This window comes from Tenacibaculum sp. TB-56 (assembly GCF_059716275.2).
In genome coordinates this window covers 5001-30120 of record NZ_CM201367.1, presented here as the reverse complement: position 1 = coordinate 30120, position 25120 = coordinate 5001, and the positions used below count along the sequence as shown (strand labels likewise).

Here is a 25120-nt window from a genome sequence, read left to right as displayed (position 1 = left end):
TAAATTCGTACAGCAACAAAAAAATTACATATATGGCTTTTGATATTAATATGATAAAGGAGGTATACAATAAAGTAGTTGAGCGAGTAGATGCTGCCCGTAAAATTACAGGTAAACCTTTAACATTAGCAGAGAAAATTTTATATACACATCTTTGGGATGGAACACCAACGAAAGCTTTCGAAAGAGGAAAGGATTATGTTGATTTTGCTCCAGACCGTATAGCTTGTCAAGATGCAACAGCACAAATGGCGCTGCTTCAGTTTATGCAAGCAGGGAAAAGTAAAGTAGCAGTACCAACAACGGTACATTGCGATCACTTAATTCAAGCAAAAGTAGGTGCTTCAACAGATTTACAAACAGCATTAAATAATTCAAATGAAGTCTTTAATTTCTTAGAATCGGTTTCTAATAAATATGGAATTGGTTTCTGGAAACCAGGTGCAGGTATTATTCACCAAGTAGTATTAGAAAATTACGCTTTTCCGGGAGGAATGATGATTGGTACAGATTCTCACACGGTGAATGCAGGAGGATTAGGAATGGTGGCCATTGGAGTAGGTGGAGCTGATGCAGTAGATGTAATGGCAGGAATGCCTTGGGAATTAAAGTTTCCTAAGTTAATTGGTGTAAAATTAACAGGAAAATTATCTGGTTGGACAGCACCTAAAGATGTAATTTTAAAAGTAGCTGAAATTCTAACCGTAAAAGGAGGAACAGGTGCTATTGTAGAATATTTTGGTTCAGGAGCTACGGCAATGTCATGTACAGGTAAAGGAACTATTTGTAACATGGGAGCAGAAATTGGAGCTACAACCTCTACTTTTGGTTACGATGAATCTATGGAACGTTATTTACGTGCTACGGATAGAAATGATGTAGCTGATGCAGCAAATGAGATTAAAGAATATTTAACGGCAGACCCTGAAGTATACGCAAATCCTGAGCAATATTTTGATCAAGTAATAGAAATTAATTTATCAGAATTAGGACCTTTATTAAACGGGCAGCTTTCACGCCAGATTTATCTACCCCAGTAGGAAAAGAAATGACAGAAAAGGCGCAAGCAAATGATTGGCCATTGCAAGTAGAATGGGGGCTTATAGGTTCTTGTACAAACTCTTCTTATGAAGATTTATCACGTGCAGCTTCTATTGCGCAGCAAGCAATCGATAAAGGGTTGAAGACGAAAGCTGAGTTTGGTATCAATCCAGGATCTGAACAAGTACGTTTTACTGCTGAAAGAGATGGTATTTTACAAGTTTTTGAAAACTTAGATGCTAAAATATTTACCAATGCATGTGGACCGTGTATTGGTCAGTGGGGACGTTATGAAGATCCGAAGAACGCACCAAAAAACTCTATTGTACACTCATTTAATAGAAATTTTGCAAAGCGTGCCGATGGAAATCCAAACACACATGCTTTTGTAGCTTCACCAGAATTAACAGCTGCTATTGCTATTGCAGGGCGATTAGATTTTAATCCATTAACAGATACTCTAATCAATGAAAATGGAGAAGAGGTAATGTTAGATGAACCAACAGGTTGGGAATTACCTCCAAAAGGATTTGAAGTTGATGATAATGGTTATTTGGAACCTGAAGCAGATGGAAGCCATATAGAAGTAGTGGTAGACCCAAATTCAGAGCGTTTAGAATTGTTAACACCATTTGAGCCAATTGGAAATGAGATTAAAGATGCTAAATTGTTAATCAAAGCATTCGGAAAATGTACAACTGACCATATATCTATGGCAGGTTAGTTGGTTACGTTACCGCGGACATTTAGATAATATTTCTAACAACATGTTAATTGGAGCAGTGAATGCTTTCAATATGAAAACAAACTTTGTGAAAAATCAATTAACAGGAGAGTACGATGCAGTGCCTAAAGTACAGCGTGATTATAAAGCAAAAGGAATCAAAACAATTGTTGTGGGAGATCATAATTATGGAGAGGGGTCTTCACGCGAGCATGCAGCTATGGAGCCTCGTCATTTAGGAGTAGCCGCAGTCTTGGTAAAATCATTTGCGCGTATTCACGAAACAAACTTGAAAAAACAAGGGATGTTAGGGCTAACATTTGCTAATGAAGCAGATTACGATTTAATTCAAGAAGATGATACGTTTAACTTCTTAGATTTGAATGAATTTGCTCCAAACATACCATTAACTATTGAAGTGGTTCATGCTGATGGTTCGAAAAATAGAATTATCGCTAATCATACCTATAACGAAGGACAAATAGAATGGTATAAAGAAGGTTCTGCTCTAAATTTAATTAAGAAACAGAACGCTTAATATATAAACTAGTTTATTTATAAAAAGTGCAGTAATTACTGCACTTTTTTAATATTTAATTATGACAGACTTTTTAAGTAAAATTTCTGAAATTCCATTGAACGTAATAGATACCAACATATCTTTTGATGAGTATATTCCAATTTCAATAGCGGCATCAAACAAAGAATTAAGCTTTGATGTTTCTTCATCAAAAGAATGGGAGGCTTATTTGGAAAATTATTTTTCAAAACATAAAAAAACAGTTGCTTTTGGGGGATATTTGGAAGTAAGAGATATTTATAGTAGAAGTGAACATTTCAATAAATTGTACGAAGAAAACCAACGAAATATTCACTTAGGAATTGATTTGTGGTGTGATGCAGGTACTGAAGTATTAGCTGTGCTAGATGGAGAAATCCATAGTTTTAAAAACAATACAAACTATGGAGATTACGGTCCAACAATTATTCTTAAACATTCAATTGAAGGAAATGAGTTTTACTCATTATATGGTCATTTATCATTAGAGTCCATAAAAAACTTAGAAGTTGGAACCAAGGTGATTCAGGGAGAAAGGATAGGAACTTTAGGAGATAGTTCTGTCAATGGAGATTATGCGCCTCATTTACACTTTCAATTAATTATAGATATTGAAGATTATTATGGCGATTACCCAGGAGTATCTTCAAAAAAGACCTTGGATTTTTACAAGCAAAATTGCCCTAATCCTAATTTATTATTAAAATTGCCGAATGAAACCCTCATTGAGGGATTAAGTAAAACAAGATAATGACCCTAATTAAAGAGAATGAATAAAAAATAGGGTTAGTTAATTATTAAAATTTGAATTTTTGAAATATAGACAACTTACAAAAGAGCAGTTTGAAGGATTACATGAAGAGTTTGCACGTTTTTTAGCTTCACAAAACATCGATAAAAAAGAATGGGATGAGCTAAAAGAAGAGAAACCTCATGTTGCTGAAGATGAAATGAATGTGTTTAGCGATGTCGTTTGGGACGATGTATTGACCAAAACGAATTATCTAGAGCATTTTTCTCCAAAAGTGGTGAACTTATTTAAGTGTGATGAAAAAGAAATTCATCGTATTGTAATAACGATTGATAAAGAAGTAAACGTACTTGAACAAGAAGGATTTGAGTGGTTATTAAATAATCCACAAGATGAAGCCATAGAATTTTTAAGAGGATCAAAGCCGTATCAAGAAGAACGTAATGTAGAGTTGTTTGATTTGATTGAAAAAGGAAGTACTATTTCTAAAGGAGAATTATACGAATATTTCGATCGATTAACTTCTAATTCCTAGTCAATATCATGCTGAGCTTATCGAAGCATATTGAGTAATATATCAGTACCAGTACTGGCAACGTCTTTAATAATCGTTAAATTATTAAAGGCGTTTTTGTTTACAGCAGGGTTGGGGTCAATAAAGTAAATAGGGGTGTTAGATGTTACATAATCTACTAAACTAGCAGCAGGATATACTTGCATAGAGGTACCAATAATTACCAAAATATCTGCTTGTAAAGTAATTTCAACTGCTTTTTCTAGTAGCGGAACATCTTCACCGAACCAAACAATATGTGGTCGTAACTGCGCATTTTCTTCACACAAATCACCTAAAAGAATGTCCTTTTTCCAAGGATACACCAAGTTTTCATTTTTTGTACTGCGCACTTTTAATAATTCACCATGCAAGTGCAATACATTAGAACTACCAGCGCGTTCGTGTAAATCATCTACATTTTGAGTAATGATATCAACATCAAAAGTGCTTTCTAAATCAGCTAAATTCAAATGTGCTTTGTTAGGTGTTACTTCTAAAAGTTGTCTTCTACGTTGGTTGTAAAAATCTAAAACTAATTCAGGGTTTGCATGAAATCCTTGAGGAGAAGCTACTTCATAAATATCATGTCCTTCCCATAAACCATCAGCATCTCTAAAAGTTTTTAAACCACTTTCAGCACTTATACCAGCACCTGTTAATACTACCAAACGTTTTTTCATAATATAGATTTCGTTGCAAGTTTAAGAAAATAAATACTTAGCTATCGCTTTGCGATTAAAAATAGGAAAAATTACTATGTTTGTTGTATGATTGATGAAGGATTATTAACCTATTTGGAAGGATATATTACTGAGAATAGGAAGGAAACGTTTGAAAAGGTATTAAGCGAGCGAACACGTCATTTTACGGTGGTTTTAGAAGATATTTACCAACCGCATAATGCCAGTGCAGTGGTAAGAAGTTGCGATATTTTTGGTGTACAGGATGTATATGCTATTGAAAATAGTTTTACCAATAAAGTGTCAAAGCACGTTGCTAAAGGAAGTCAGAAATGGTTAAATATCAACCGTTATAAAGAGGATGGAGATAATACTAAGGATTGTTTAGATGATTTAAGAAAAAAAGGATACCAGATTATAGGAACTACACCGCACACTGATTCTTGTGTTTTGTCCGATTTTGATGTAACTAAAAAATCAGCCTTTGTTTTTGGAACTGAAAAAGAAGGGATTTCTGATTACATAAAAAAAGAAGCCGACGGTTTTTTAAAAATTCCTATGGTAGGTTTTACTGAAAGTTTGAACATTTCGGTAGCAGCAGCAATTATTTTACAAGATGTAACTACTCGTATGAAGAAGTTACCAATTGATTGGAAATTATCGGATGTAGAGAAACAAGAGTTGTATTTTGAATGGATTAAAAACACGGTTAAAAATCCAGAGAAATTAATAGAACACTATTATAAAGGGCTTACTTAGAAGTTAAAATATTATAGACTAATTCTTTTGTCAATGGTTTTCCATTGGCAATTTTTTTGATGTTTTCAAACGTAAATACAAAATCACAACCATTTTTGTATTCAGAGCACCCGTAGGCAGATTTCCCTTTTAAAACGGTTCCTTTGTTACATTTAGGGCAGGTTAAGGTATCTGAAATTGATTTATCCTTATCACTAGAATTGACATTTGAACTTGTTTTTTTGGGCTCAAACTTTAAATTGAAACCATCATCAAAACGAACTAGACCTTCTACTTTTTCTGAACCTTGCTTGAAACCTTTTAAATTGGTAGTACAACCCTTATCAAGTAATCGGATTAATTGACTTTCAGATATTTTTTTATCCATAAAATCAAATGGAAGTTTAAAATCACATCCGTTTTTATAAGAAGAACAACCATATGCAGTGCTACCTTTTAATAATTGTCCGTTGTTACACTTCGGACAACTTTTACCAACAACTTCTTTCTTTTTAGAAGTTGATTTTTTCTTGGTTTTAGTTGTGTTTGAAACCGTGCTTTTTTCGGCAGATAATCGTACAGATTTAGTATTAGATCGTACTTCGTATACCAAACGATCTACCATTTTTTTCATTTCATTAATAAAATGCGCAGCACTGTATTCACCACGTTCAATTTCTTTCAAACGTTTTTCCCACAATCCAGTTAATTCTGCAGATTTTAAGAGTTCGTTATCAATCAAATCAATTAAGTCGATACCTGTTTTGGTAGGAATGATTAATTTTTTTTGACGCTCAATATATTTTCGTCTGAATAAGGTTTCAATAATACTTGCACGTGTAGATGGACGACCGATACCATTCTCTTTCATTAGTTCGCGCATTTCGTCATCATCAACCTGTTTACCTGCAGTTTCCATAGCACGTAACAAACTAGCTTCGGTATAATTACGAGGAGGTTTGGTTTCTTTTTCTAAAAAAGAAGGTTCATGTGAACCTTTTTCTCCTTTGGTAAAAGTTGGTAAGACGTCTTTTTCGGTATCTTTTTTAGGCTCTTTTCCGTATTCAAATACTTCACGCCAACCTTTGGTCAAAATTTCTTTTCCTGTGGTTTTGAATGAAACTTTATCAGCTTCACCTATTACAGCAGTATTCGAAATATCACTATCAGGATAAAAAACGGCAATAAATCGACGAACAATAATGTCATACACTTGCTGCTGATTGTATTGCAAGTTGATTTCTATTCCCGTAGGAATAATCGCATGGTGATCGGTTACTTTTTTGTCATTAAAAACTTTACTCGATTTGCGTATTTTTTTCCCTAAAAGAGGTTGTGTTAAGGTTGCGTATTGCTTTAACCCTTTTAAAATATTCGGAACTTTTGGATAAATATCATTCGGTAAAAAAGTAGTGTCAACCCTAGGGTAGGTAACTACTTTCATTTCATAGAGTTTCTGAACAATTTTTAAGGTTTCGTCCGCAGAAAATCCGAACTTATTATTACAATATACTTGCAAACCCGTTAAATCGAATAATTTAGGAGCGTATTCTTTTCCTTTCTTTTTAGTAACTGAAGTGATTTCAAAATCACTTTCTTTTACTTTATCAGCAAAGGCTTGTCCTTCTTCCTTTTTCAAAAAACGACCTTCTTCACAACTAAAAAGTGTATCGCGATACAAGGTTTGTAGTTCCCAATAAGGTTCTGGTTTAAAATTTTGAATTTCTTTATAGCGATCAACCAACATGGCTAGGGTAGGAGTTTGCACTCTACCAATTGATAGCACTTGTTTGTAACCTCCAAATTTTACTGTATACAAGCGTGTAGCGTTTAGACCCAATAACCAATCACCAATTGCACGAGAATATCCTGCGTAGTATAAGTTATTGTAATCGTCGTTGTTTTTTAAGTTGTCAAAACCTTCTTTAATGGCTTCTTCAGTAAGAGAAGAAATCCATAAACGTTGAATTTTACCTTTATAATTAGCTTGATTAATTACCCAACGCTGAATGAGTTCTCCTTCTTGTCCAGCATCCCCACAGTTAATCACTACATCAGCTTTTTCAAATAGAGATTTTACAATTTTAAACTGTTTTTGAATACCACTATCGTTGGTAACCTTAGTATCGAAGCGCTCAGGTAGCATAGGAAGGTTGTTTAAATCCCAGCTTTTCCAGTGCGGTTTGTAGTCTTTAGGTTCTAAAAGTGTACATAAATGACCGAAAGTATAGGTAACCGCATAGCCATTCCCTTCGAAATATCCATCTCGTTTGGTATTGGCTCCTAAGATATTAGCAATCTCACGGGCTACACTAGGTTTCTCGGCGATACAAACTTTCATAAAACAGAGTCCATGTGGACAATTATAATTGTGTAAATGCTTGTAAATTAGTTTAAAGCATTATACATGTGTAATTATTAATAAGGGTATTTACAATACAATTTAGAAGGCCGAAATTACTAAATTATTTGTGAATGTTATAAGTTGATAGTAGAAAGAAGTTTTGAATTATAAACAAAATATTTTGAACATTTAGGAGCACTAATTAAACTTTAAGAGTTAATAAATAGTTTGTTTATATAATAGATTTGTAATGTTAATAAAGATTGTAACTTATAAATTAATTTTAAGTAGTACAAAACCAGTAAACTGAATTATGTCTAGTCCTGAAATATGGCTACAGTTTAAAAATTGATTTACGCTGTTTTAAATATACCATATTTGGTGTTTTATAATCTAAAGATACTTGTAATCTAATTTGGTCGTATAGATTAATAGCACTTTTTGTTGCTCTTTTTGCGTATTGTACGCTATCAAAGGTCTGGTCGAGATAGAATTCGTCTTTTAGGATGCCGTTTGCACGTTCCGCAATAGCATTTTCGTAGCAATGATTTTCTTCTGTCATACTAATTTTGATGTTTTTTCTCTTTAAAATTTGCGTGGTTTTTTCTTTCAAATTTTTTAGAGGTCAATTCTATAGTTTTTTCTAAGCCAACACCTAACTTTTCCATTGTTTGAGCTTTTCCTCCTGTGTTTATTCCTAATAGAGTTAAAATTGAGAGTAATATTTTTACATTAATCTTGTTCTAAATGTTTGCCAACTCGTTATATAAAAAATAAAAGTTTTTTTATCCCTAAAAAAGATAGGGATACTACTACTTTTTTATGTTCTTAAAAGAAATATGAAATTAGGGTTGAGAAATTCATAGCCTTTTTTCATTTGCAATTTTTAAGAGCCTCTAAAATACATGTTTTTATAAATATAGTAACAAATAGGAGGTAAATAAATTAACATAGATAAGCATATTCTAGTTGTATTTTTTTCTATTTTTAATTTATCAAGGAAAGTATACGTAAGCAAAAAATAAAATAGACAAACCAAAAATGAAAGCAGTAGAGCTTATACAACCCAACACATTTAATAACGAAAATCACTGGTATCCTAAAGCGTTGAATGCCACGATTCACCCGATGGTAAATTTCTTTTTAAACTTAGATAAAGAACGAATTATAGCTAGGTATTGCCATTTACACCCTAAAGTAAATGCAGAAAAGTTACGAGAAATTTTGTCGTATGAGTGTAAGTATTTTTTGTGGGGTGGTGCCGATTTAATCAATTCTACTTCGGCAGATGGAGACAAAAACATGGTTATTATTGAAAATAATTCATGTCCGTCAGGGCAAAAATCAATGCCTTTGTTAGATGATAATAAAGAAGATGGAGCGTATCGTTTGCTTATAGAGCGTACATTCAAACCTATTTTGGATAAAAAACGTAAGCTTGTTAAAGACGGTAGGTTAGCAGTGTTTTACGATAAGAATTACATGGAAACTTCAGGATACGCTGCTGTAATTGCAGATGTTTTTAAAGAAGAAGTGTTCTTGGTTCCATTTTTTTCAAATGAAGAGAATACACATGTTAAAATAGAGGATGAAATTTTTTATTTGAAACAAGACGAAGAATGGATTCCGTTACGAGGAATTTTTAGATATGTAACTCAAAAACCATGGAATCGTTTTCCTGTAAATAGCAAAACAAAGATTTTAAATCCGATTATTACGTGTTTAGCAGGAGGAAGAAATAAAATGGTTGCAGCTAAAGCCTATGATATTTATAACACGGAGTTAGAAGAACACGGAATGAAAATTAACATACCTGATACGATTTGGGACGTGAGTAAGAATGAAATTCCACTGTGGGTAAAGAAAATGGGCGGACAAGCAGTTATTAAAATTCCATATAGTAATGCAGGTCAAGGAGTATATACCATTGTAAACGAGGAGGAGTTAGAGGAGTTTATGAAGCAGGATATCGAATACGAACGTTTTATTGTTCAGAGTTTAATTGGTAATTACAATTGGAGTTCGGTTAGTACTAAAGGGAAATACTATCATGTTGGTACGATGCCAAATGCTAAAGGAGAAACCTATGTATCTGATATTCGAATGATGATTAGTAGCACCAAAGACGGTATTAAACCTTTGTGTATGTATTCGAGAAGAGCCTTGTTGCCTTTGGTAAATGATTTAGAGGATAGTAAGGATTCTTGGCAAATGTTAGGTACTAATTTATCGGTTAAATTAGGAGAAAATCAATGGACATCTGATACTAATCGTTTGTTAATTATGGATAGAAGAGATTATAACAAATTAGGTTTGGGAATTGATGATTTAATAGAAACATTTATCCAAACAGTGCTTTCTACTATTGCGATTGATAAAATGTGCATTAGCTTAATCAACGCTAATAAAAAGTTTAAAAAGAAATTATTTACATCTTTAAATAATGACAGTACGTTATTAAATGAGTTGTACTAATTACAAAACTTATGGGACACCAAATTGACTATATTACAGAGTTTGATGTAAATCAAACACCACAAAATTCTATTAAGAATTACTGGTTAAAAGTAACTTCAAATGCAATAGGAATTGCTACTTGTATTCCTATTATGGTTGCAAGAGGAAAAGAAGACGGTATTGTATTGGGGCTTACAGCTGCGGTTCATGGAAATGAATTAAATGGAATATCAGTTATACAGCGATTGTTTAAAGATTTAGATACAAACAATTTAAAAGGAACGATTGTAGGAATTCCTATTGTAAATGTGCCTTCTTTTGTTAGAGGAACACGTGTTTTTAGCGATGGAGTAGATATTAACAGAATTATGCCAGGGAAGCATGATGGAAATACAAGTGAAGTATATGCCAATCGTTTTTTGAATTTAGTAGTAAAAAAGTTTGATTATTTGTTAGACCTTCACACTGCTAGTTTTGGTAGGGTAAATTCGTTTTATATCAGAAGTGATATGAACAATGAAGTTACTAAAAAATTAGCCTTATTACAAGATGCAGAAATCATAGTGCATACACCACCTTCAGACGGAACTTTACGTGGAGCTGCTGAAGAATTAGGGATTCCTTCCATAACGATTGAAGTTGGTAATCCGCATAGTTTTCAAAAGAAAATTATAAAGAGTGGGCTAGCAGGGGTACATAATGTATTGACTCATCTAGGAATTACCGATGATGAATATGAAACTTCAAAGAGGAATACTGTAGTTTGTAATAAATCGTATTGGTTGTACACTCAAGAAGGAGGTTTACTAACTGTACATGTTGATTTGAGAGATATTGTAGAAGAAGGAGATCATATTGCCACTCTAAGAGATGTTTTTGGTAATACAATTAAGAAATATTACGCACCAGAAAAAGGAATTGTGGTGGGTAAAAGTGTTAACCCTGTAAATCAATCAGGAGGCCGTATTATTCACTTAGGAATTATGAGATAAAAGTAAAAAAGACTGCTTCAGCATATAAATAATGGTGAAGCAGTCTTTTTTATTTAATGAAACTATATACTTGAAAATTACTTCATTTCAGCAATAAACTCTTTGTTCATTTTCACGTAATCAGCATTTCCAGCTTTTTCAGCACCAGCTAACGAAGCTTTAGCAGCTTTAATAGCTCCTTTTTTATCTCCAGCTTTAGCAAGGATTAACGATTGTTGACGTAAGTACCAAAAACGAGGTTGATCTTTAGTCATGTCTACCGCTTTGTTAATCCATTCTTTGGCTTTGTTAATGTCTTTTCCTTCTTGTAAATAGTAAACAGCAGAAGAAAAATAATCGTTAGCAGAAGGACCACCCATTACTTGTGCAATACTTTCTTCAACAGCTTTGTCTGTTGGAGTATTGAATTTTACACCAACGTAAACATTTTCCCATGAGATACCTAACACAGCAGAATCGTTTGTTAAATCGTCAATAGACACTGTAAACGTTTCAATTTTCATTGGCATAGCCTCAACCTTAGCAGAAGTAGACACAGCTACTTTTACATCGTCCCATTTTTGAGGAGTTCCCCAATTATTAGCATCTGAGTAAAATAATACTTCCCAAGCATCTTTTCCAGGCTTCGTGTATACAGCATAAGTTCCTTTTTTCAATGTTTTTCCGTCGATAGTAACGTCGTCGCTAAAAGTAACTTTGGTGTTTTGGTTAGCACCTGTTCTCCATAATTTACCGTAAGGAACTAAATTACCAAAAATGGCTCTTCCTTTCATGCTTGGTCTTGAATATTCAACAGTAACATCGGTTAAACCTACTTTTTGCTCTATTTTAGAAGCAGGACTCGGAGCTGGTGTTTTTAATTGGGCAGTAATGTTTGTTGATAAGGCAACAACAAACAAACTCAAAAGTATTTTTTTCATAATGATTGGTTTGTTTTAAATTTAGTTTTGTTAAAATTACAAGGAATTCTTCGGATTAATGTTAACAAAAACTTAAAATACGGTAGGTTTGTTTTAATTGATATTTACAATCATGAAAAAATATATTTCTGAATTTATAGGAACTTTTGCCCTTATTTTCTGCGGAACAGGAGCGATGACTGTTAATGAGGTTACTAACGGAGCAGATTTAACGCATACAGGAGTGGCAATTACGTGGGGTTTGATAGTTATGGCGATGATTTATGCTTTTGGAGAAACTTCAGGAGCACATTTTAACCCTGCAGTAACTGTTGCTTTTGCCTATGCAAAAAAGTTCTCTTGGAAAGAAGTTCCTAAATATATTATAGCTCAAATATTAGGAGCTTTATTTGCAAGTGTAATGCTTTGGGTGTTGTTTCCTACAAGTGAGTTTTATGGTGCAACCATTCCGTCTATAGACCCGTGGCGCGCTTTTATATTAGAGTTACTTTTGACGTTCTTTTTAATGTTGACCATTGTTAATGTGTCAACAGGAAGTAAAGAAGTAGGAGTGATGGCAGGCATTGCCATTGGAGGAGTGGTTTTGTTAGAGGCTATGTTTGCTGGTCCTATGACAAAAGCGTCTATGAATCCTGCTCGTTCTATTGCACCAGCATTGGTTTCTGGTCACTTAGAGCATTTGTGGTTATATATACTGGCTCCAATTTTGGGTGCTTTGTTAGCGGTGGTTTCTTGTAAATTAGTAAAAGACGATAATTGTTGTGATGAAAAGTGTTAGCATATTAGGTTGTGGGTGGTTAGGAAAGGAACTAGGAATACAATTAATTAAGAATGGATATACCGTTAAAGGTTCAACAACATCAGTAGCGAAGTTAGACGAATTAAAAGCCGTTCATATTCACCCTTTTTTTGTAAATATTTCTGAAGATACTGAGATTACGGAATTTTTAGATACTGATGTATTGCTAATAGCAATTACATCTAAAAATATTGATGACTTTAAAAGAGTGATTTCTAAAATTGAAAAGAGTAATGTAACCAATGTTATTTTTATCAGTTCAACCTCAGTATATCCAAGCTTAAATAAAGAATTGACAGAGGAAGATGATACTGTACATTCTCCTCTAGTTGAAATAGAAAATTTGTTTAGAAATAATGAAAATTTTCAAACAACGATACTTCGTTTTGCAGGGTTGTTTGGAGGGAACAGACAACCAGGAAATTGGTTTGTTGATAGAAAAATTCCGCATCCAAAAGGGTATGTAAATATGATTCATCGTGAGGATTGCATTGCAATCATACAACAAATTATAGCGCAAAATGTTTTTGGAGAAGTGTTTAATGCTTGCGCAAACCATCATCCAACAAGAGAGGATTTTTATATTAATGCAAGAAAGTCACTTGGAAAACCAATTCCTGAATTTGATGATTCAAAATCATTAGAGTGTAAAATAATCAGTAGCGAAAAACTTCAAAAAGTATTGAACTATCAGTTTATACACAGTGATTTATTGAGTATTTAACATTTTAGCCAATAGCCAATAGCCAATAGCCAATAGCCAATTACTGATACTTCTTTTTTCTCCAATAATTAAATCCGAAACCAAACAGCGCTAACAACACTAACGGAATACCAATATTGATAAACTGCCAGTAACTTTTTTCAGCAAAAGCACGTTGTTTATCTAACAAGTTAATTTGAATAGTTTTATTACGAAGCTGAATTAATCCAGAATCGTCCAATAAATAATCAATCGCATTAATTAAAAACTCTTTGTTTCCAAATTGTTCTCCTGTCCATTTATCTAACGATAAATCGTGTGGTTTTCCTTTTAAAATTTGGTTACTTCCTATATCACCATCAGCAATTACAATCATTTTATTGGCACCACTTTCAGCTTTAAAATCAGGAGTGTTAAAAGGCTTTATTCGGTTTTTATAAGCAGAAGGAATGTTTCCTTCTAATAATACAGCTAACAATTGCGGACCAGCAGCAAATTCGTTTTCTTGTGGTTCTTTAGCTATGCTTTGTAGCTCTACAAAGTTAGGAGTTCCAACTTTCTTGGTAAGTACCGAGGTAACTAATAAAGGAGTCTTTTTTAAGTTTCCTTTTAAGGTATCTATTTGTGTTGTAAATCGGAAACGAACAGGTAATACATTTTTGGTGATTGGGTGATACGGATTTCCATTTACCAATGGATGATAAAACCAGTTTAAATGTTGAAATTGGGTTTGGTTTCCAACATTTCCTGTAGCTAGCGGAATTTTAGCAGCATATAAATCCTGAATCAATTTATTGTTTACACGAACTTGGTAGCCAAATAATAAATCAGTTAGGTTTAAGTCACGAGGGAAAGCCAACATTTTACCTTCATTATATAAACTATCGGTATCAGCGTAATTGTTATCAATCATCCACAGACTTTTTCCTCCGTTGGTAATAAACTGATCTACTGTGAATTTTTCTTCTTCGGTAAATCGTTCAGTTGGTTTTGCAATAATTGCTAAATCGTATGCTCTTAAGTCTTTTAATGTCTTTTGCGGATTACTAGCAACACTATCTAATGTAAACTTAGCTAAACGGTATTTTTTACCAACTTCACTTAGTAAACTGTATTGATAAATATCTTGTAACTCACCATTACCTGCTAAAACAGCTATTTTTTGTCTTTCTTTTTGGGTAATGTTATGTAAAGCATTAGCAAATGAATATTCTAACTTTTCAACAGCGTTTTGTAATTGAGCTTCTTGTGTTTTTGCAATGGTATTAGGTAATAACGAAACCAATTCAGTTTTTTTACCATAAGAAACTTCAGCCCAAGGAAAAATAATAGCTTCAGATAACTTTCCATCTTCTTCTACAGTTAACTGACTAGGCATCATTCCTCTTTTTACCAAACGTTCACGAATATTATCAGGATTGATAAAACGGAAACGAATATTGGTGTTTTTAGCTTGTAACTCTTCTAAAAACTGACGAGTTTCAATTTGCAAACGCTTAAATTCCGCAGGAAATTCCCCTTCTAAATATACATGTATAGTTAGTGGAGCGTCAATTTTATCAATAAGATTCTCACTTACTTCAGATAAGGTATAACGTTTGTCCTGTGTTAAATCGAAACGTTTGTAAACTGAATTAGCGATGTAATTGACAATTAACAGTCCGATAAGGGCTAATGCAATATGTTGTAATTTCTTATTCATTTTTTAACTGTTGTTTAGTGATGAATAAAAAGAAAACGGTAACACTGATGAAATAGATTAAATCACGAGTATCTACTACACCACGACTAATACTTTTAAAGTGTTCGTTAATACCAAATTGTTGTAAGGTATATCCTGAATTTCCTAAAGAAGAACCTACAGCATCAAAACCATAGAATAAAGCAAAAGTGATAAATACACTTAAAATAAATGCCACAATTTGATTTTTTGATAGGGTAGAGGTAAACAATCCAACAGCTGTATAGGTTGCTGCTAAAAATAATAAACCTAAATACGAACCTATAGTACTACCTACATCTAAATTTCCAACAGGACTTCCTAATTGATACAAAGTATACGTATAGGTTAATGTTGGTAATATGGCGATGACAACTAACAAAAGAGAAGCGAAAAACTTACCCAGTACAATTTGCCAATCGGTAAGCGGTTTCGTTTTTAGAATTTCAATAGTTCCACTATTAAATTCATCAGCAAAACTTTTCATTGTTATGGCAGGAATCAGGAATAAGAACAACCATGGAGCTAAATAAAAAAAGCTATTTAAATCGACAAACCCCGCATTTAAAATGTTGAAATTGTCTTTAAATACCCATAAAAATAAGCCATTTACAAGTAAAAATACCCCAATAACCAAATAGGCAATGGGAGAGGCAAAAAATGAGTTAAATTCTTTCTTTAGTAGTGGTAACAATGTATAACTATTTTAGTTGTTTATAATATTTAGTTATTTTCAGATAGGTATTGACTAAGGTAGCGATTCAACTTTATCAACACTCCAAGCCAGGGGTTTGTCATTAAATAATACTTTGGTTTGTGCCCAAACACCTTTAAACAAATCAGAATTTCTATAATTTTCTAAATCTTGTTCAGCATCCCAATAGCTGTAAGTAAAAAAAATGTTTGGATTAGTCTTATCTCTGTACAGTTCTAATAAACGACAACCCGGTGAATTTCGTATAAATTCTTTTTTAGTATTGAAGTTGTTTAAAAATTCTTCAATCTTTTCTGGTTGAAAGCTCATTTTTACTATTCGTACAAACATATCGTTAATTTATAGGTGTAAATTCTGGTGTAACTGGGTTTTCAAATTCAACAGTAATAGTATCACGATACTCTAACCCAAGTAAGGTAGAAGCACCTCCAACAGTTTCTAAATTACTTCGATAGATGGCAATTTCTAAAAAACCTGCAGAGTTAAAAATAGCCAATTTTTCTCCGTCATGCTGACCATTGTTTTCAATCGAATAATCGACAATTTCATTATATCTACTAAAAATTTTGGTAAAGGCATAACGTCTGGCTGTAACTTTAAAATCACGCCCTTTCCCAACTGTGTTAAATAATTTTTGGCTAATATTAGTAATTACATTTCCGTAGTTATCAATGTAAATAACACCGCCAGCAATACTAGTTTTTTGTTCGTTTACTTTTGGCTGAATTTCAATAATCTGTTTATAAGAATCAATTTCTCTACCAATAACACTTAAACTACCGCCACGAGCAATATGACTAGCAACTTGTACAAACACATCTAATACAGGAAAACTACTTTCTACACGATTATGAATATTGATTTCAAAAATTTTAGTAGGTTTAATTTCTGAAGCAATCATAGAAATTAATCCGTTATCAGGACAAATAAAATAATGATTGTCCAGTTCTAAAGCAATGTGTTTATTTTGAATACTTAATTCAGAATCAACTCCAATTACATGAATGGTTTTATCAGGAAAACTCTTGTAGGCGTTTTTTAAAATATAAGCCGTTTCTGTAATGTTAAAAGGAGAGATTTGATGCGTTATATCTACGATCTTAGCATCAGGTAATTCTGAGTATATAGCCCCTTTTACAGCCCCTACAAAGTGGTCTTTAGTTCCAAAATCAGTAGTTAATGTGATAAGAGACATTAAGTTAGGTGTTTGTTAATTAGTTTGTGAAAAATTATGCTGAATTTTTAAACAAAACTACGCATTTCGACAAAAATAATCATTATTTTTAGAGTGAATAATCTTAAAACTTTTGTCATTTGAACGAACGCATAATTGAATTAACAGAAATCAATCCAAATGATTTCTTTGGAGCTCAAAATAGCACAATTACTCAGTTAAAAACCTTCTTTCCTAAAGTAAAAATTGTAGCAAGAGGAAACAAATTAAAGATTTTTGGTGAAGCAGAATTATTAGACGAGTTTGAAAAGCGCTTAGAAATGCTTATCAAATACTTCAATAGATATAATAAACTTGATGAAAATAGTATTGAACGTATTTTAACATCAACTGGTAAAGAAGAAGAAATTCGCAGATCAGGAAACTCAAAAGATGTTTTAGTACACGGTGTTAGCGGAAAGCTAATCAAAGCTCAAACAGCTAATCAACACAAAATGGTGGAGTTAATGCAAAAAAATGATATGTTATTTGCAGTTGGTCCAGCAGGAACAGGAAAAACATATACAGCGGTAGCATTAGCGGTAAAAGCATTAAAAGAAAAAGAAGTTAGACGTATTATTTTAACAAGACCCGCAGTAGAATCGGGTGAAAACTTAGGGTTTCTTCCAGGAGATTTAAAAGAAAAGTTAGATCCGTATATGCAACCTTTGTACGATGCGTTAAGAGATATGATTCCGCATGAAAAACTACAGGCATATCTTGAAAACGGAACAATTCAAATTGCACCACTAGCTTTTATGAGAGGACGAACATTAGATAATGCTTTCGTAATTTTAGATGAAGCTCAAAATACAACGCATTCGCAAATGAAAATGTTTTTAACACGTATGGGAATGCACGCTAAGTTTATCATTACAGGTGACCCTGGTCAGATCGATTTACCTCGCAGACAAGTATCAGGACTAAAAGAATCGTTGTTAGCTCTAAAAGATATTGATGGAATAGCGCAGGTGTATTTAGATGATAAAGATGTAATCCGTCACCGATTGGTTAAAAAGATTATTACAGCTTATAAAAGTATAGAAACCGAGTAGTTTTTAGTTGTCAGTATTTTGCGATTAGTTTACATTTGCGGGCAACAACACAACAACAAGAAAATGAATACAATTAACGAAACTAACTTTCAGTTTCCAGGGCAAAAGACAGTTTACAAAGGAAAAGTAAGAGAAGTTTACAATATCAATAATGATTTATTGGTTATGATTGCTTCAGACCGTCTTTCTGCATTTGATGTGATTTTACCACGTCAAATTCCTTTTAAAGGGCAAATTTTAAATCAAATTGCTACCAAAATGATGAATGACACTGCAGATGTTGTTCCGAATTGGTTAATAGCAAATCCTGATGAAAATGTAGCAGTAGGTGATTTATGTGAGCCTTTTAAAGTAGAAATGGTTATCCGTGGATATTTGTCGGGTCACGCAGCTCGTGAATACACAGCAGGAAAAAGAACACTTTGTGGTGTTGCAATGCCAGAAGGAATGAAAGAGAATGATAAGTTCCCTCAGCCAATCATTACACCTTCAACAAAAGCTGACAATGGAGAGCATGATGAAGATATCTCTCGTGAAGATATTTTAGCTAAAGGAATTGTTTCAGAAGAAGATTATTTAGTTTTAGAAGACTACACAAGAAAGTTATTTCAAAGAGGAACCGAATTGGCTGCTAAAAGAGGATTGATTTTAGTAGATACCAAATACGAGTTTGGAAAAACGAAGGATGGTAAAATTGTATTGATTGATGAAATCCATACTCCAGATTCTTCTCGTTATTTTTATGCAGATGGATATGCTGAGCGTCAAGAAAAAGGAGAGAAGCAAAAGCAATTATCAAAAGAGTTTGTACGTCAATGGTTAATTGAAAACGGTTTCCAAGGAAAAGAAGGGCAGCAAATCCCAGAAATGTCTGATGAGAAAATCAATGAAATCTCTAACAGATATATTGAATTGTACGAGCAAATTACAGGAGAACCCTTTATAAAAGCAAATACAGAAAATGTATTGGAAAGAATAGAAAAAAATGTAACTACATTTTTACAAAATAGATAAAGAAGAGAGGCGAAAGCCTCTTTTTTTGTTTAAAACAACTTCATTAACTAAGTGGCATTTATTTTTTTCGTAACTTTTACGAATTCTAAAAACTACCTTTAAAATGCCAAATTATACATTAAAAATTAACGGAAAATCGGTATCCTTTATTGCAGATGCAGATACACCATTGTTATGGGTTTTACGTGATGAACTCGATATGGTAGGAACTAAATTCGGTTGTGGAATAGCACAATGTGGAGCTTGTACTGTTCATGTAGACGGAACAGCAATGAGAAGTTGCCAATTGCAAGTTTCAATGTTAGGAGACGAAGAAATTACTACGATAGAAGGATTATCGACGGAAGGAGATCATCCACTTCAAGAAGCATGGAAAGAAGTAGACGTTCCACAATGTGGTTATTGTCAAGCAGGACAAATAATGACAGCAGCTTCCTTTTTAAAAGAAAACCCAAATCCTTCCAATGAAGAAATTAGAGAAGCAATGCAAGGAAATATTTGTCGTTGCGCAGCTTATAATAGAATAGAAAAAGCAGTTGCTTTAGCTGCCGAAAAAATGTCTTAAAATTTTTCAATCATGAGTACACTAGAAAACAAAGCAACGTTTAGTAGAAGAAATTTTTTAAGAGCCTCTGCGCTAGCAAGTGGAGGAATCATGATCGGATTTAATTTATTCACAGCATGTAAGCCTAATGTAAAACCATCTGTTGACGTTGAAAATTTAAACTTCAATGACTTTAATGCGTTTATTAGAATTTCTGATGAAGGTTATGTAACTATTTACTCTCCCAATCCAGAAATAGGGCAAGGGGTAAAAACTTCAATGCCGATGATTATTGCTGAAGAATTAGATGTAGAATGGGATAAAGTACATGTAGTACAAGCCCCATTAGATACTAAAAATTATACTCGTCAATTGGCAGGAGGAAGTCAGTCTATTCGTCATGGATGGACGGCTTTGAGACAAACAGGAGCTACAACAAAGCAAATGTTGATTAATGCAGCAGCCGTAAAATGGGGTGTTGATGCAGCTACTTGTTCGGCATCAAAAGGTGTAATTACCAATGCGAATGGAGATAAGTTAGGATATGGAGAAGTAGTAAAAGAAGCTGCAGTCATAGAAATTCCAGAAAATGTAACATTAAAAAATCCTTCAGAATTTACCATTATAGGTAAAAACGCTACAAACGTAGACTTAGAAAAAATAGTAACAGGTAAACCATTATTTGGATTAGATTACAAAGAAGAAGGTATGGTATATGCTGCGGTTGTAAGACCTCCTTCTTTTGGTGAAGAACTAGAGTCGTTCGATGCGTCTGAAGCTAAAAAAGTTTCAGGAGTTATCGATGTTGTTACTATTGGAGAAAAAGCAAGAAACTTTATTGAATCTGGTAAAAATAACTGGACTTTCAAATTGTCAAAATCAGACAAGGTAGTTGTGCTTGCAGAAAATACTTGGGCAGCAATCAAAGGAGCAAAAGCGATTAAAGCTAATTGGAAACCAGGATCTCAACTTGAAGATACAAAACTTCATGATGAAAAACTTCTAAGTTTACTAGATGGAAATAAATTTGATATAAGAAGAGAAGAAGGAGATGTAAATAAGGCATTTTCAGAAGCTGATAAAGTTATAGAACGTACATATCATTCGCCTTTCTTACCACATAATTGTATGGAACCTATGAATTTCTTTGCGAATATAACTCCTGATAAAATCCATTTGGTAGGGCCTGTGCAAACTCCAGAGTACGCAGCTCAAGTGGCATCAGAAATGTTAGGTAGAGATTTAGAACAAGTCCATGTAGAAATGACTAGAATGGGAGGTGGTTTTGGAAGAAGATTGTATGGAGATTTTGTATATGAAGCACTCGAAATATCTGATAAAGTTAAGAAACCAATAAAAATGGTTTCGACAAGAGAAGAAGATATAACAAGTGGTATTTACCGACCAGCAATTAAATATAGAATAGCAGCATCAATAAAAGACGGGAAAATAACAGGATATCATTTAAAAGAAGCAGCAATTAATGATAATATGTATGATTTAATTCCACATTTTTTCCCTGCAGGATGTATTCCAAATTATAAAGTTTCAACAGCTAATTATAGGAGTAATATTACTACAGGTGCCTGGAGAGCACCATATACCAATTTCCTAGGATATGCTGAACAATCATTTTTTGATGAATTAGCAACTGAGTTAAATCAAGATCCAGTTCAGTTACGTTTAGACTTATTAGAAAATGTAAAAGATACTGAAGATAAAAGAATAGAATATTCAGGGAAGAGAATGCAAGATGCGATTCGATTGGCTGCGGAAAAAGGCAGTTGGGGAAAAGCTAAAGAAGGAGTTTTTCAAGGTTTTTCTGCATATTATAGTCACAATTCACATGTAGCAGAAGTAGCAGAGGTAGAGGTAAAAGATGGAACCCCTGTGGTAACAAAAGTAATAGCAGCGGTAGATTGTGGTATTGTTGTAAATCCTACTGGTGCGATCAATCAAGTAGCTGGTGGAGTCATCGATGGTATAGGACATGCAATGTATGGAAATTTAACTTTTGAATACGGAAAGCCTTCTAGTAGAAACTTTGATAGTTATAGATTAATACGAATGAATGAGACTCCAAAAGTTGAAGTATATTTTGTTGAAAACGAAATAGCACCAACAGGTTTAGGTGAACCAGGTTTACCGCCAGCAGGTGGTGCTGTAGCGAATGCAATTCATAAAGCCTTAGGAAAGAGATTATATAGACAACCATTTATAGAAGAATTAAAATCAAACGTTTTAGGTTAAAAACAAAAAAGAAGAAAAGGTGCTTAATTAGGCACCTTTCTTCATTATATATTAATTATGCTGCAGACAATTTTTGAAAATCTGTTAAAAAAGCACTATTTTCGCAACCTATAAAAATCAAAAATAATAATGGTTAAAGATTTATTTGAAAGAATTAAGGGAGATAAAGTGACCTTTAGGAAAATGGGCAGATAAAGCAGAAGGATATTATGTGTTTCCTAAATTAGAAGGGCCAATCTCTAACCGTATGTCTTTCAATGGAAAAAAAGTAATTACTTGGAGCATCAATGATTATTTAGGATTAGCAAATCATCCAGAAGTATTAAAAGCTGATGGAGAATCTGCAGCAGCAGATGGTTTAGCATACCCGATGGGGGCTCGTATGATGTCAGGTCATACAAAATACCATGAGCAATTAGAAAATGAATGTGCAGAATTTGTTGGAAAGGAAGCTGCTTATTTAGTAAACTTTGGATACCAAGGTATGGTATCAGCAATAGATGCTTTAGTTTCTAAAGACGATATTATTGTATATGATGTAGATACACACGCATGTATTATTGATGGTGTTCGTTTACATGCAGGTAAACGTTTTGTTTACCGTCATAACGATATTGAAAGTTGTGAGAAAAACTTACAACGTGCTACCAAAATGGCAGAAAAAACAGGTGGAGGAATTTTATTAGTTTCTGAAGGAGTTTTTGGTATGCGTGGTGAACAAGGTAGATTGAAAGAAATTGTAGCCTTAAAAGAAAAATACAATTTCCGTTTATTAGTAGATGATGCACACGGATTTGGGACTTTAGGTGAAGGAGGAAGAGGAACAGGGTTCGAGCAAGGAGTTCAAGATGGGATAGATGTATATTTCGCTACTTTTGCTAAATCTATGGCAGGTATCGGAGCATTTTTTGCTGGAGATAAAGATGTAGTACAGTACTTACAGTATAATATGAGATCTCAAATGTTTGCGAAGTCTTTACCAATGCCAATGGTAAAAGGAGCGTTAAAACGTTTAGATTTAATCCGTACACAACCAGAATTGAAAGATAAGTTGTGGGAAGTTACCAATGCCTTACAGTCAGGTTTACGTAACGCAGGTTTTGATTTAGGAACTACACAAACATGTATAACTCCTGTATATTTAAAAGGAGATATCCCAGAAGCTATGGCAATGGTAAATGATTTAAGAGAAAACCATGGAGTTTTCTGTTCAATCGTTGTGTATCCAGTAATTCCAAAGGGATTGATTATTTTAAGACTAATTCCTACAGCACGTCACACAATGGATGATGTTACAGAAACAATCGAAGCATTTACAGCTATCCGTGAAAAATTAGAAAACGGAACGTATAAGAAAGTAGCTGAAACAATAATGGCTGAATAATCCAAAATTGAATAATAAAACAAAAAAACTCATGAAATATTTCATGAGTTTTTTTGTTTTAAAACAGAAATGATACATTTGGAATCCTTTTTGTACATAAAAATTAAATGAAAAAACTCCTTTATCTATATACAATATTATTTGCAGTAGCAATACAGGCACAAATAAAAGATTCGCTGCCAAACTTTAACGATGAGTACATTCTTATTAAAGAAGGAGACAGTTTAATGATAAGGTTAAATGAAGTAACCGTCTTACCAAAACATAAGTTTAAAGAGGAAAACGATATCTTATATTATTATTGGTTGCGAAAAAAAGTATTCAAAGCATATCCTTATGCGATTTTAGCAGCGAAAAGAGTAGATAGTGTTAATGTTCGCTTGGAAAGAATAAATTCTAAAAGAAAAAAAAGAGAATATGTAAAACGTGTTCAAAAATATTTAGAAGAAGAATTAACAGCACCATTAAAAAAACTAACAAGAACAGAAGGAAGAATATTATTGAAGTTAATACATCGTCAAACTGGAAAAACAGCTTTTGATAATGTAAAGGAAATCCGAAGTGGATGGAAAGCCTTTTGGTACAATACCACAGCAAATATGTTTAAGTTGTCATTGAAGTCCGAATACCAACCAGAAACAGAAAATGAAGATTATTTGGTTGAAGATATTCTCCAACGAGCCTATATTGATGAAAAGTTAGAGTATCAAGATCCAAAATTAAGAAAGAACTATTTAGTAATTGTATCCAAAAGTAGGGGTTATGTTGACGTATCGGAGTATAAGGAGATGTTTTCTAAGATGCGAAAGAAGCGAGAACGGAAGAAAAAGAGGAGGTAAGAGATGTTATTCTTTAGTTTTTTAAGTTCTCTGTTCCAAAATTTATTGTCAACCCTTAAATCAATACATTAAAACAACATTTTAAATATTGCTAAAACTATCATTTAGGCGAGTAAAGTAATAGTGATTTTTTTTTAAAATGTGTTTAGAGGAGATGTGATTGAAAGGTAGAATATAAAAAACTTCCGAACGTAACTTATTATATAATAATGCATTAAAAATAAGTTATAAAAAAAGGGGAGAAAAGAGGTTGTTAAATGGAAAAAGGTATCTATATTTGCACCCGCTAAGGTAAAAACGCAAGTTTTTAGAAGTTAGTAAAGTTCATAGAAATAGGTTTAAGATATTTAAAGAAAAGGTTAAAAAATAGTTTAATTTTTTCTTGTTTATTAAAAAATAAAGTGAGTATCTTTGCAGTCCGATTTTTAGGGAAACAGTTCATTAAAATAGTGTAGCAAAGCAAACGAAAAAAAAATTCAAAAAAAGTTTTGTCAAATTAAAAACAGTTTGTAGTTTTGCATCCGCTTTTACAAAGCGACACGATCACAGAAATTTTGGAAGACGATTAAGTTACTAGTTCGAGTCTAGTATTTCTACAAGAGGATGAGTGGTAAGATAAGTAACAACTTGTCATTGGCGACTCTCCACAAGTTCATTGAAAATATTGAAATTGACAGCGTAAAACAAAGAGTAGAATAACCATAACTTCTACGAAGTTAAAATTCTTTTGGAACTTAACATTTATAATATTAAAGATTATACAATGAAGAGTTTGATCCTGGCTCAGGATGAACGCTAGCGGCAGGCTTAACACATGCAAGTCGAGGGGCAGCGAATCTAGCTTGCTAGATGTCGGCGACCGGCGAACGGGTGCGTAACGCGTATAGAATCTGCCTTGTACAGGAGGATAGCCTTTAGAAATGAAGATTAATACTCCATAATGTTTAGAGATGGCATCATTTTTAAATTAAAGATTTATCGGTACAAGATGACTATGCGTCCTATTAGCTAGATGGTAAGGTAACGGCTTACCATGGCAACGATAGGTAGGGGGTCTGAGAGGATTATCCCCCACACTGGTACTGAGACACGGACCAGACTCCTACGGGAGGCAGCAGTGAG

General features: G+C 33.3%; 20 protein-coding genes, 1 rRNA gene and 2 pseudogenes (1 of these 23 running past the window's edge). 15 read left to right on the top strand and 8 right to left on the bottom strand.

Annotation, left to right across the window (positions count from 1 at the left end; all coding sequences use genetic code 11):
• The first annotated feature begins 32 nt into the window (after window positions 1-32).
• From AC3VI6_RS00135 to AC3VI6_RS00125, 3 genes and pseudogenes are all read left to right on the top strand, one after another.
• Window positions 33-2303, top strand: a pseudogene (locus tag AC3VI6_RS00135) (aconitate hydratase).
• 61 nt (window positions 2304-2364) lie between these two features.
• Entirely contained in the window at window positions 2365-3075 is a 711-nt protein-coding gene (locus tag AC3VI6_RS00130; RefSeq protein WP_497704719.1) for a peptidoglycan DD-metalloendopeptidase family protein, read from the top strand.
• Window positions 3076-3136: 61 nt separating this feature from the next.
• A complete protein-coding gene (locus tag AC3VI6_RS00125) occupies window positions 3137-3610 on the top strand; it encodes a DUF6495 family protein (RefSeq protein WP_497704718.1) in 474 nt (157 codons plus the stop codon).
• A 17-nt stretch (window positions 3611-3627) separates the two neighbouring features.
• On the opposite strand, the gene AC3VI6_RS00120 is transcribed toward AC3VI6_RS00125, so the two are convergent.
• Window positions 3628-4311, bottom strand: a complete 684-nt coding sequence (locus AC3VI6_RS00120; RefSeq protein ID WP_497704717.1) for an SIR2 family NAD-dependent protein deacylase — start codon at window positions 4309-4311, stop codon at window positions 3628-3630.
• 87 nt (window positions 4312-4398) lie between these two features.
• Between AC3VI6_RS00120 and AC3VI6_RS00115 the strand changes: the two genes are divergently transcribed.
• Window positions 4399-5070, top strand: a complete 672-nt coding sequence (locus AC3VI6_RS00115) for a TrmH family RNA methyltransferase (RefSeq protein WP_497704716.1) — start codon at window positions 4399-4401, stop codon at window positions 5068-5070.
• Here AC3VI6_RS00115 and AC3VI6_RS00110 read toward each other — a convergent pair.
• Together AC3VI6_RS00110 and AC3VI6_RS00105 are read right to left on the bottom strand one after the other, a co-directional pair.
• Complete coding sequence (locus AC3VI6_RS00110) at window positions 5063-7390, bottom strand: type IA DNA topoisomerase (protein WP_497704715.1); 2328 nt, start codon at window positions 7388-7390, stop codon at window positions 5063-5065. The two genes, AC3VI6_RS00115 and AC3VI6_RS00110, sit on opposite strands and share 8 nt — an antisense overlap.
• A gap of 337 nt (window positions 7391-7727) precedes the next feature.
• Window positions 7728-8006: an integrase core domain-containing protein gene (locus AC3VI6_RS00105; protein ID WP_497704714.1), complete on the bottom strand. Its 279-nt coding sequence runs from the start codon at window positions 8004-8006 to the stop codon at window positions 7728-7730.
• 428 nt (window positions 8007-8434) lie between these two features.
• Between AC3VI6_RS00105 and AC3VI6_RS00100 the strand changes: the two genes are divergently transcribed.
• The gene (locus AC3VI6_RS00100) at window positions 8435-9868 is read left to right on the top strand and encodes an ATP-grasp domain-containing protein (RefSeq protein ID WP_497704713.1); all 1434 of its coding nucleotides are present in this window, start codon (window positions 8435-8437) and stop codon (window positions 9866-9868) included.
• An 11-nt stretch (window positions 9869-9879) separates the two neighbouring features.
• Window positions 9880-10842, top strand: a complete 963-nt coding sequence (locus tag AC3VI6_RS00095) for a succinylglutamate desuccinylase/aspartoacylase family protein (protein WP_497704712.1) — start codon at window positions 9880-9882, stop codon at window positions 10840-10842.
• Window positions 10843-10919: 77 nt separating this feature from the next.
• Here the strand turns inward: AC3VI6_RS00095 and AC3VI6_RS00090 are convergent, their stop codons facing one another.
• Window positions 10920-11762: a DUF2911 domain-containing protein gene (locus tag AC3VI6_RS00090; RefSeq protein WP_497704711.1), complete on the bottom strand. Its 843-nt coding sequence runs from the start codon at window positions 11760-11762 to the stop codon at window positions 10920-10922.
• 112 nt (window positions 11763-11874) lie between these two features.
• Between AC3VI6_RS00090 and AC3VI6_RS00085 the strand changes: the two genes are divergently transcribed.
• Entirely contained in the window at window positions 11875-12540 is a 666-nt protein-coding gene (locus tag AC3VI6_RS00085) for an MIP/aquaporin family protein (protein WP_497704710.1), read from the top strand.
• The gene (locus AC3VI6_RS00080; protein ID WP_497704709.1) at window positions 12527-13285 is read left to right on the top strand and encodes an NAD(P)-binding domain-containing protein; all 759 of its coding nucleotides are present in this window, start codon (window positions 12527-12529) and stop codon (window positions 13283-13285) included. Before AC3VI6_RS00085 ends, AC3VI6_RS00080 begins: the two co-directional genes overlap by 14 nt.
• A gap of 40 nt (window positions 13286-13325) precedes the next feature.
• Here AC3VI6_RS00080 and gldG read toward each other — a convergent pair whose 3' ends face one another.
• Genes gldG through AC3VI6_RS00060 form a run of 4 tightly spaced genes read right to left on the bottom strand, consistent with a single transcriptional unit; the run spans window position 13326 to window position 16894 of the window.
• Complete coding sequence (gene gldG, locus AC3VI6_RS00075) at window positions 13326-14966, bottom strand: gliding motility-associated ABC transporter substrate-binding protein GldG (protein ID WP_497704708.1); 1641 nt, start codon at window positions 14964-14966, stop codon at window positions 13326-13328.
• Window positions 14959-15678 (bottom strand): gliding motility-associated ABC transporter permease subunit GldF, encoded by a 720-nt coding sequence (gene gldF / locus AC3VI6_RS00070; RefSeq protein ID WP_497704707.1) that lies wholly within the window; start codon window positions 15676-15678, stop codon window positions 14959-14961. Before gldF ends, gldG begins: the two co-directional genes overlap by 8 nt.
• Before the next feature lie 54 nt (window positions 15679-15732).
• Window positions 15733-16029 carry a putative quinol monooxygenase gene (locus tag AC3VI6_RS00065; RefSeq protein ID WP_299011617.1) on the bottom strand — a complete coding sequence of 99 codons (297 nt, stop codon included), beginning with the start codon at window positions 16027-16029 and terminating at the stop codon, window positions 15733-15735.
• A 4-nt stretch (window positions 16030-16033) separates the two neighbouring features.
• Window positions 16034-16894, bottom strand: a complete 861-nt coding sequence (locus AC3VI6_RS00060; protein ID WP_497704706.1) for an SAM hydrolase/SAM-dependent halogenase family protein — start codon at window positions 16892-16894, stop codon at window positions 16034-16036.
• A 119-nt stretch (window positions 16895-17013) separates the two neighbouring features.
• On the opposite strand from AC3VI6_RS00060, the gene AC3VI6_RS00055 reads away from it, so the two are divergent.
• From AC3VI6_RS00055 to AC3VI6_RS00025, 7 genes and pseudogenes are all read left to right on the top strand, one after another.
• Complete coding sequence (locus AC3VI6_RS00055) at window positions 17014-17967, top strand: PhoH family protein (protein WP_274634972.1); 954 nt, start codon at window positions 17014-17016, stop codon at window positions 17965-17967.
• Window positions 17968-18030: 63 nt separating this feature from the next.
• Window positions 18031-18981 carry a phosphoribosylaminoimidazolesuccinocarboxamide synthase gene (locus AC3VI6_RS00050; protein ID WP_497704705.1) on the top strand — a complete coding sequence of 317 codons (951 nt, stop codon included), beginning with the start codon at window positions 18031-18033 and terminating at the stop codon, window positions 18979-18981.
• A gap of 103 nt (window positions 18982-19084) precedes the next feature.
• Window positions 19085-19546: a (2Fe-2S)-binding protein gene (locus AC3VI6_RS00045; RefSeq protein WP_497704704.1), complete on the top strand. Its 462-nt coding sequence runs from the start codon at window positions 19085-19087 to the stop codon at window positions 19544-19546.
• Window positions 19547-19558: 12 nt separating this feature from the next.
• Window positions 19559-21775 (top strand): xanthine dehydrogenase family protein molybdopterin-binding subunit, encoded by a 2217-nt coding sequence (locus tag AC3VI6_RS00040; RefSeq protein ID WP_497704703.1) that lies wholly within the window; start codon window positions 19559-19561, stop codon window positions 21773-21775.
• A gap of 129 nt (window positions 21776-21904) precedes the next feature.
• Window positions 21905-23159, top strand: a pseudogene (locus AC3VI6_RS00035) (aminotransferase class I/II-fold pyridoxal phosphate-dependent enzyme).
• Window positions 23160-23266: 107 nt separating this feature from the next.
• Complete coding sequence (locus AC3VI6_RS00030; protein WP_497704702.1) at window positions 23267-23998, top strand: DUF4294 domain-containing protein; 732 nt, start codon at window positions 23267-23269, stop codon at window positions 23996-23998.
• A gap of 760 nt (window positions 23999-24758) precedes the next feature.
• Window positions 24759-25120: ribosomal RNA gene (locus tag AC3VI6_RS00025) — 16S ribosomal RNA — on the top strand (it continues 1157 nt past the right edge of the window).

Bases quoted from the DNA above. Each gene is read 5' to 3' on its own strand.
- AC3VI6_RS00130 (WP_497704719.1), top strand. From the start codon at position 2,365: ATGACAGACTTTTTAAGTAAAATTTCTGAAATTCCATTGAACGTAATA.
- AC3VI6_RS00030 (WP_497704702.1), top strand. From the start codon at position 23,267: ATGAAAAAACTCCTTTATCTATATACAATATTATTTGCAGTAGCAATA.
- AC3VI6_RS00050 (WP_497704705.1), top strand. From the start codon at position 18,031: ATGAATACAATTAACGAAACTAACTTTCAGTTTCCAGGGCAAAAGACA.
- AC3VI6_RS00085 (WP_497704710.1), top strand. From the start codon at position 11,875: ATGAAAAAATATATTTCTGAATTTATAGGAACTTTTGCCCTTATTTTC.
- AC3VI6_RS00120 (WP_497704717.1), bottom strand. From the start codon at position 4,311: ATGAAAAAACGTTTGGTAGTATTAACAGGTGCTGGTATAAGTGCTGAA.
- AC3VI6_RS00040 (WP_497704703.1), top strand. From the start codon at position 19,559: ATGAGTACACTAGAAAACAAAGCAACGTTTAGTAGAAGAAATTTTTTA.
- AC3VI6_RS00045 (WP_497704704.1), top strand. From the start codon at position 19,085: ATGCCAAATTATACATTAAAAATTAACGGAAAATCGGTATCCTTTATT.
- AC3VI6_RS00110 (WP_497704715.1), bottom strand. From the start codon at position 7,390: ATGAAAGTTTGTATCGCCGAGAAACCTAGTGTAGCCCGTGAGATTGCT.
- AC3VI6_RS00090 (WP_497704711.1), bottom strand. From the start codon at position 11,762: ATGAAAAAAATACTTTTGAGTTTGTTTGTTGTTGCCTTATCAACAAAC.
- AC3VI6_RS00095 (WP_497704712.1), top strand. From the start codon at position 9,880: ATGGGACACCAAATTGACTATATTACAGAGTTTGATGTAAATCAAACA.
- AC3VI6_RS00100 (WP_497704713.1), top strand. From the start codon at position 8,435: ATGAAAGCAGTAGAGCTTATACAACCCAACACATTTAATAACGAAAAT.
- AC3VI6_RS00065 (WP_299011617.1), bottom strand. From the start codon at position 16,029: ATGTTTGTACGAATAGTAAAAATGAGCTTTCAACCAGAAAAGATTGAA.
- AC3VI6_RS00080 (WP_497704709.1), top strand. From the start codon at position 12,527: ATGAAAAGTGTTAGCATATTAGGTTGTGGGTGGTTAGGAAAGGAACTA.
- AC3VI6_RS00060 (WP_497704706.1), bottom strand. From the start codon at position 16,894: ATGTCTCTTATCACATTAACTACTGATTTTGGAACTAAAGACCACTTT.
- AC3VI6_RS00115 (WP_497704716.1), top strand. From the start codon at position 4,399: ATGATTGATGAAGGATTATTAACCTATTTGGAAGGATATATTACTGAG.
- gldG (WP_497704708.1), bottom strand. From the start codon at position 14,966: ATGAATAAGAAATTACAACATATTGCATTAGCCCTTATCGGACTGTTA.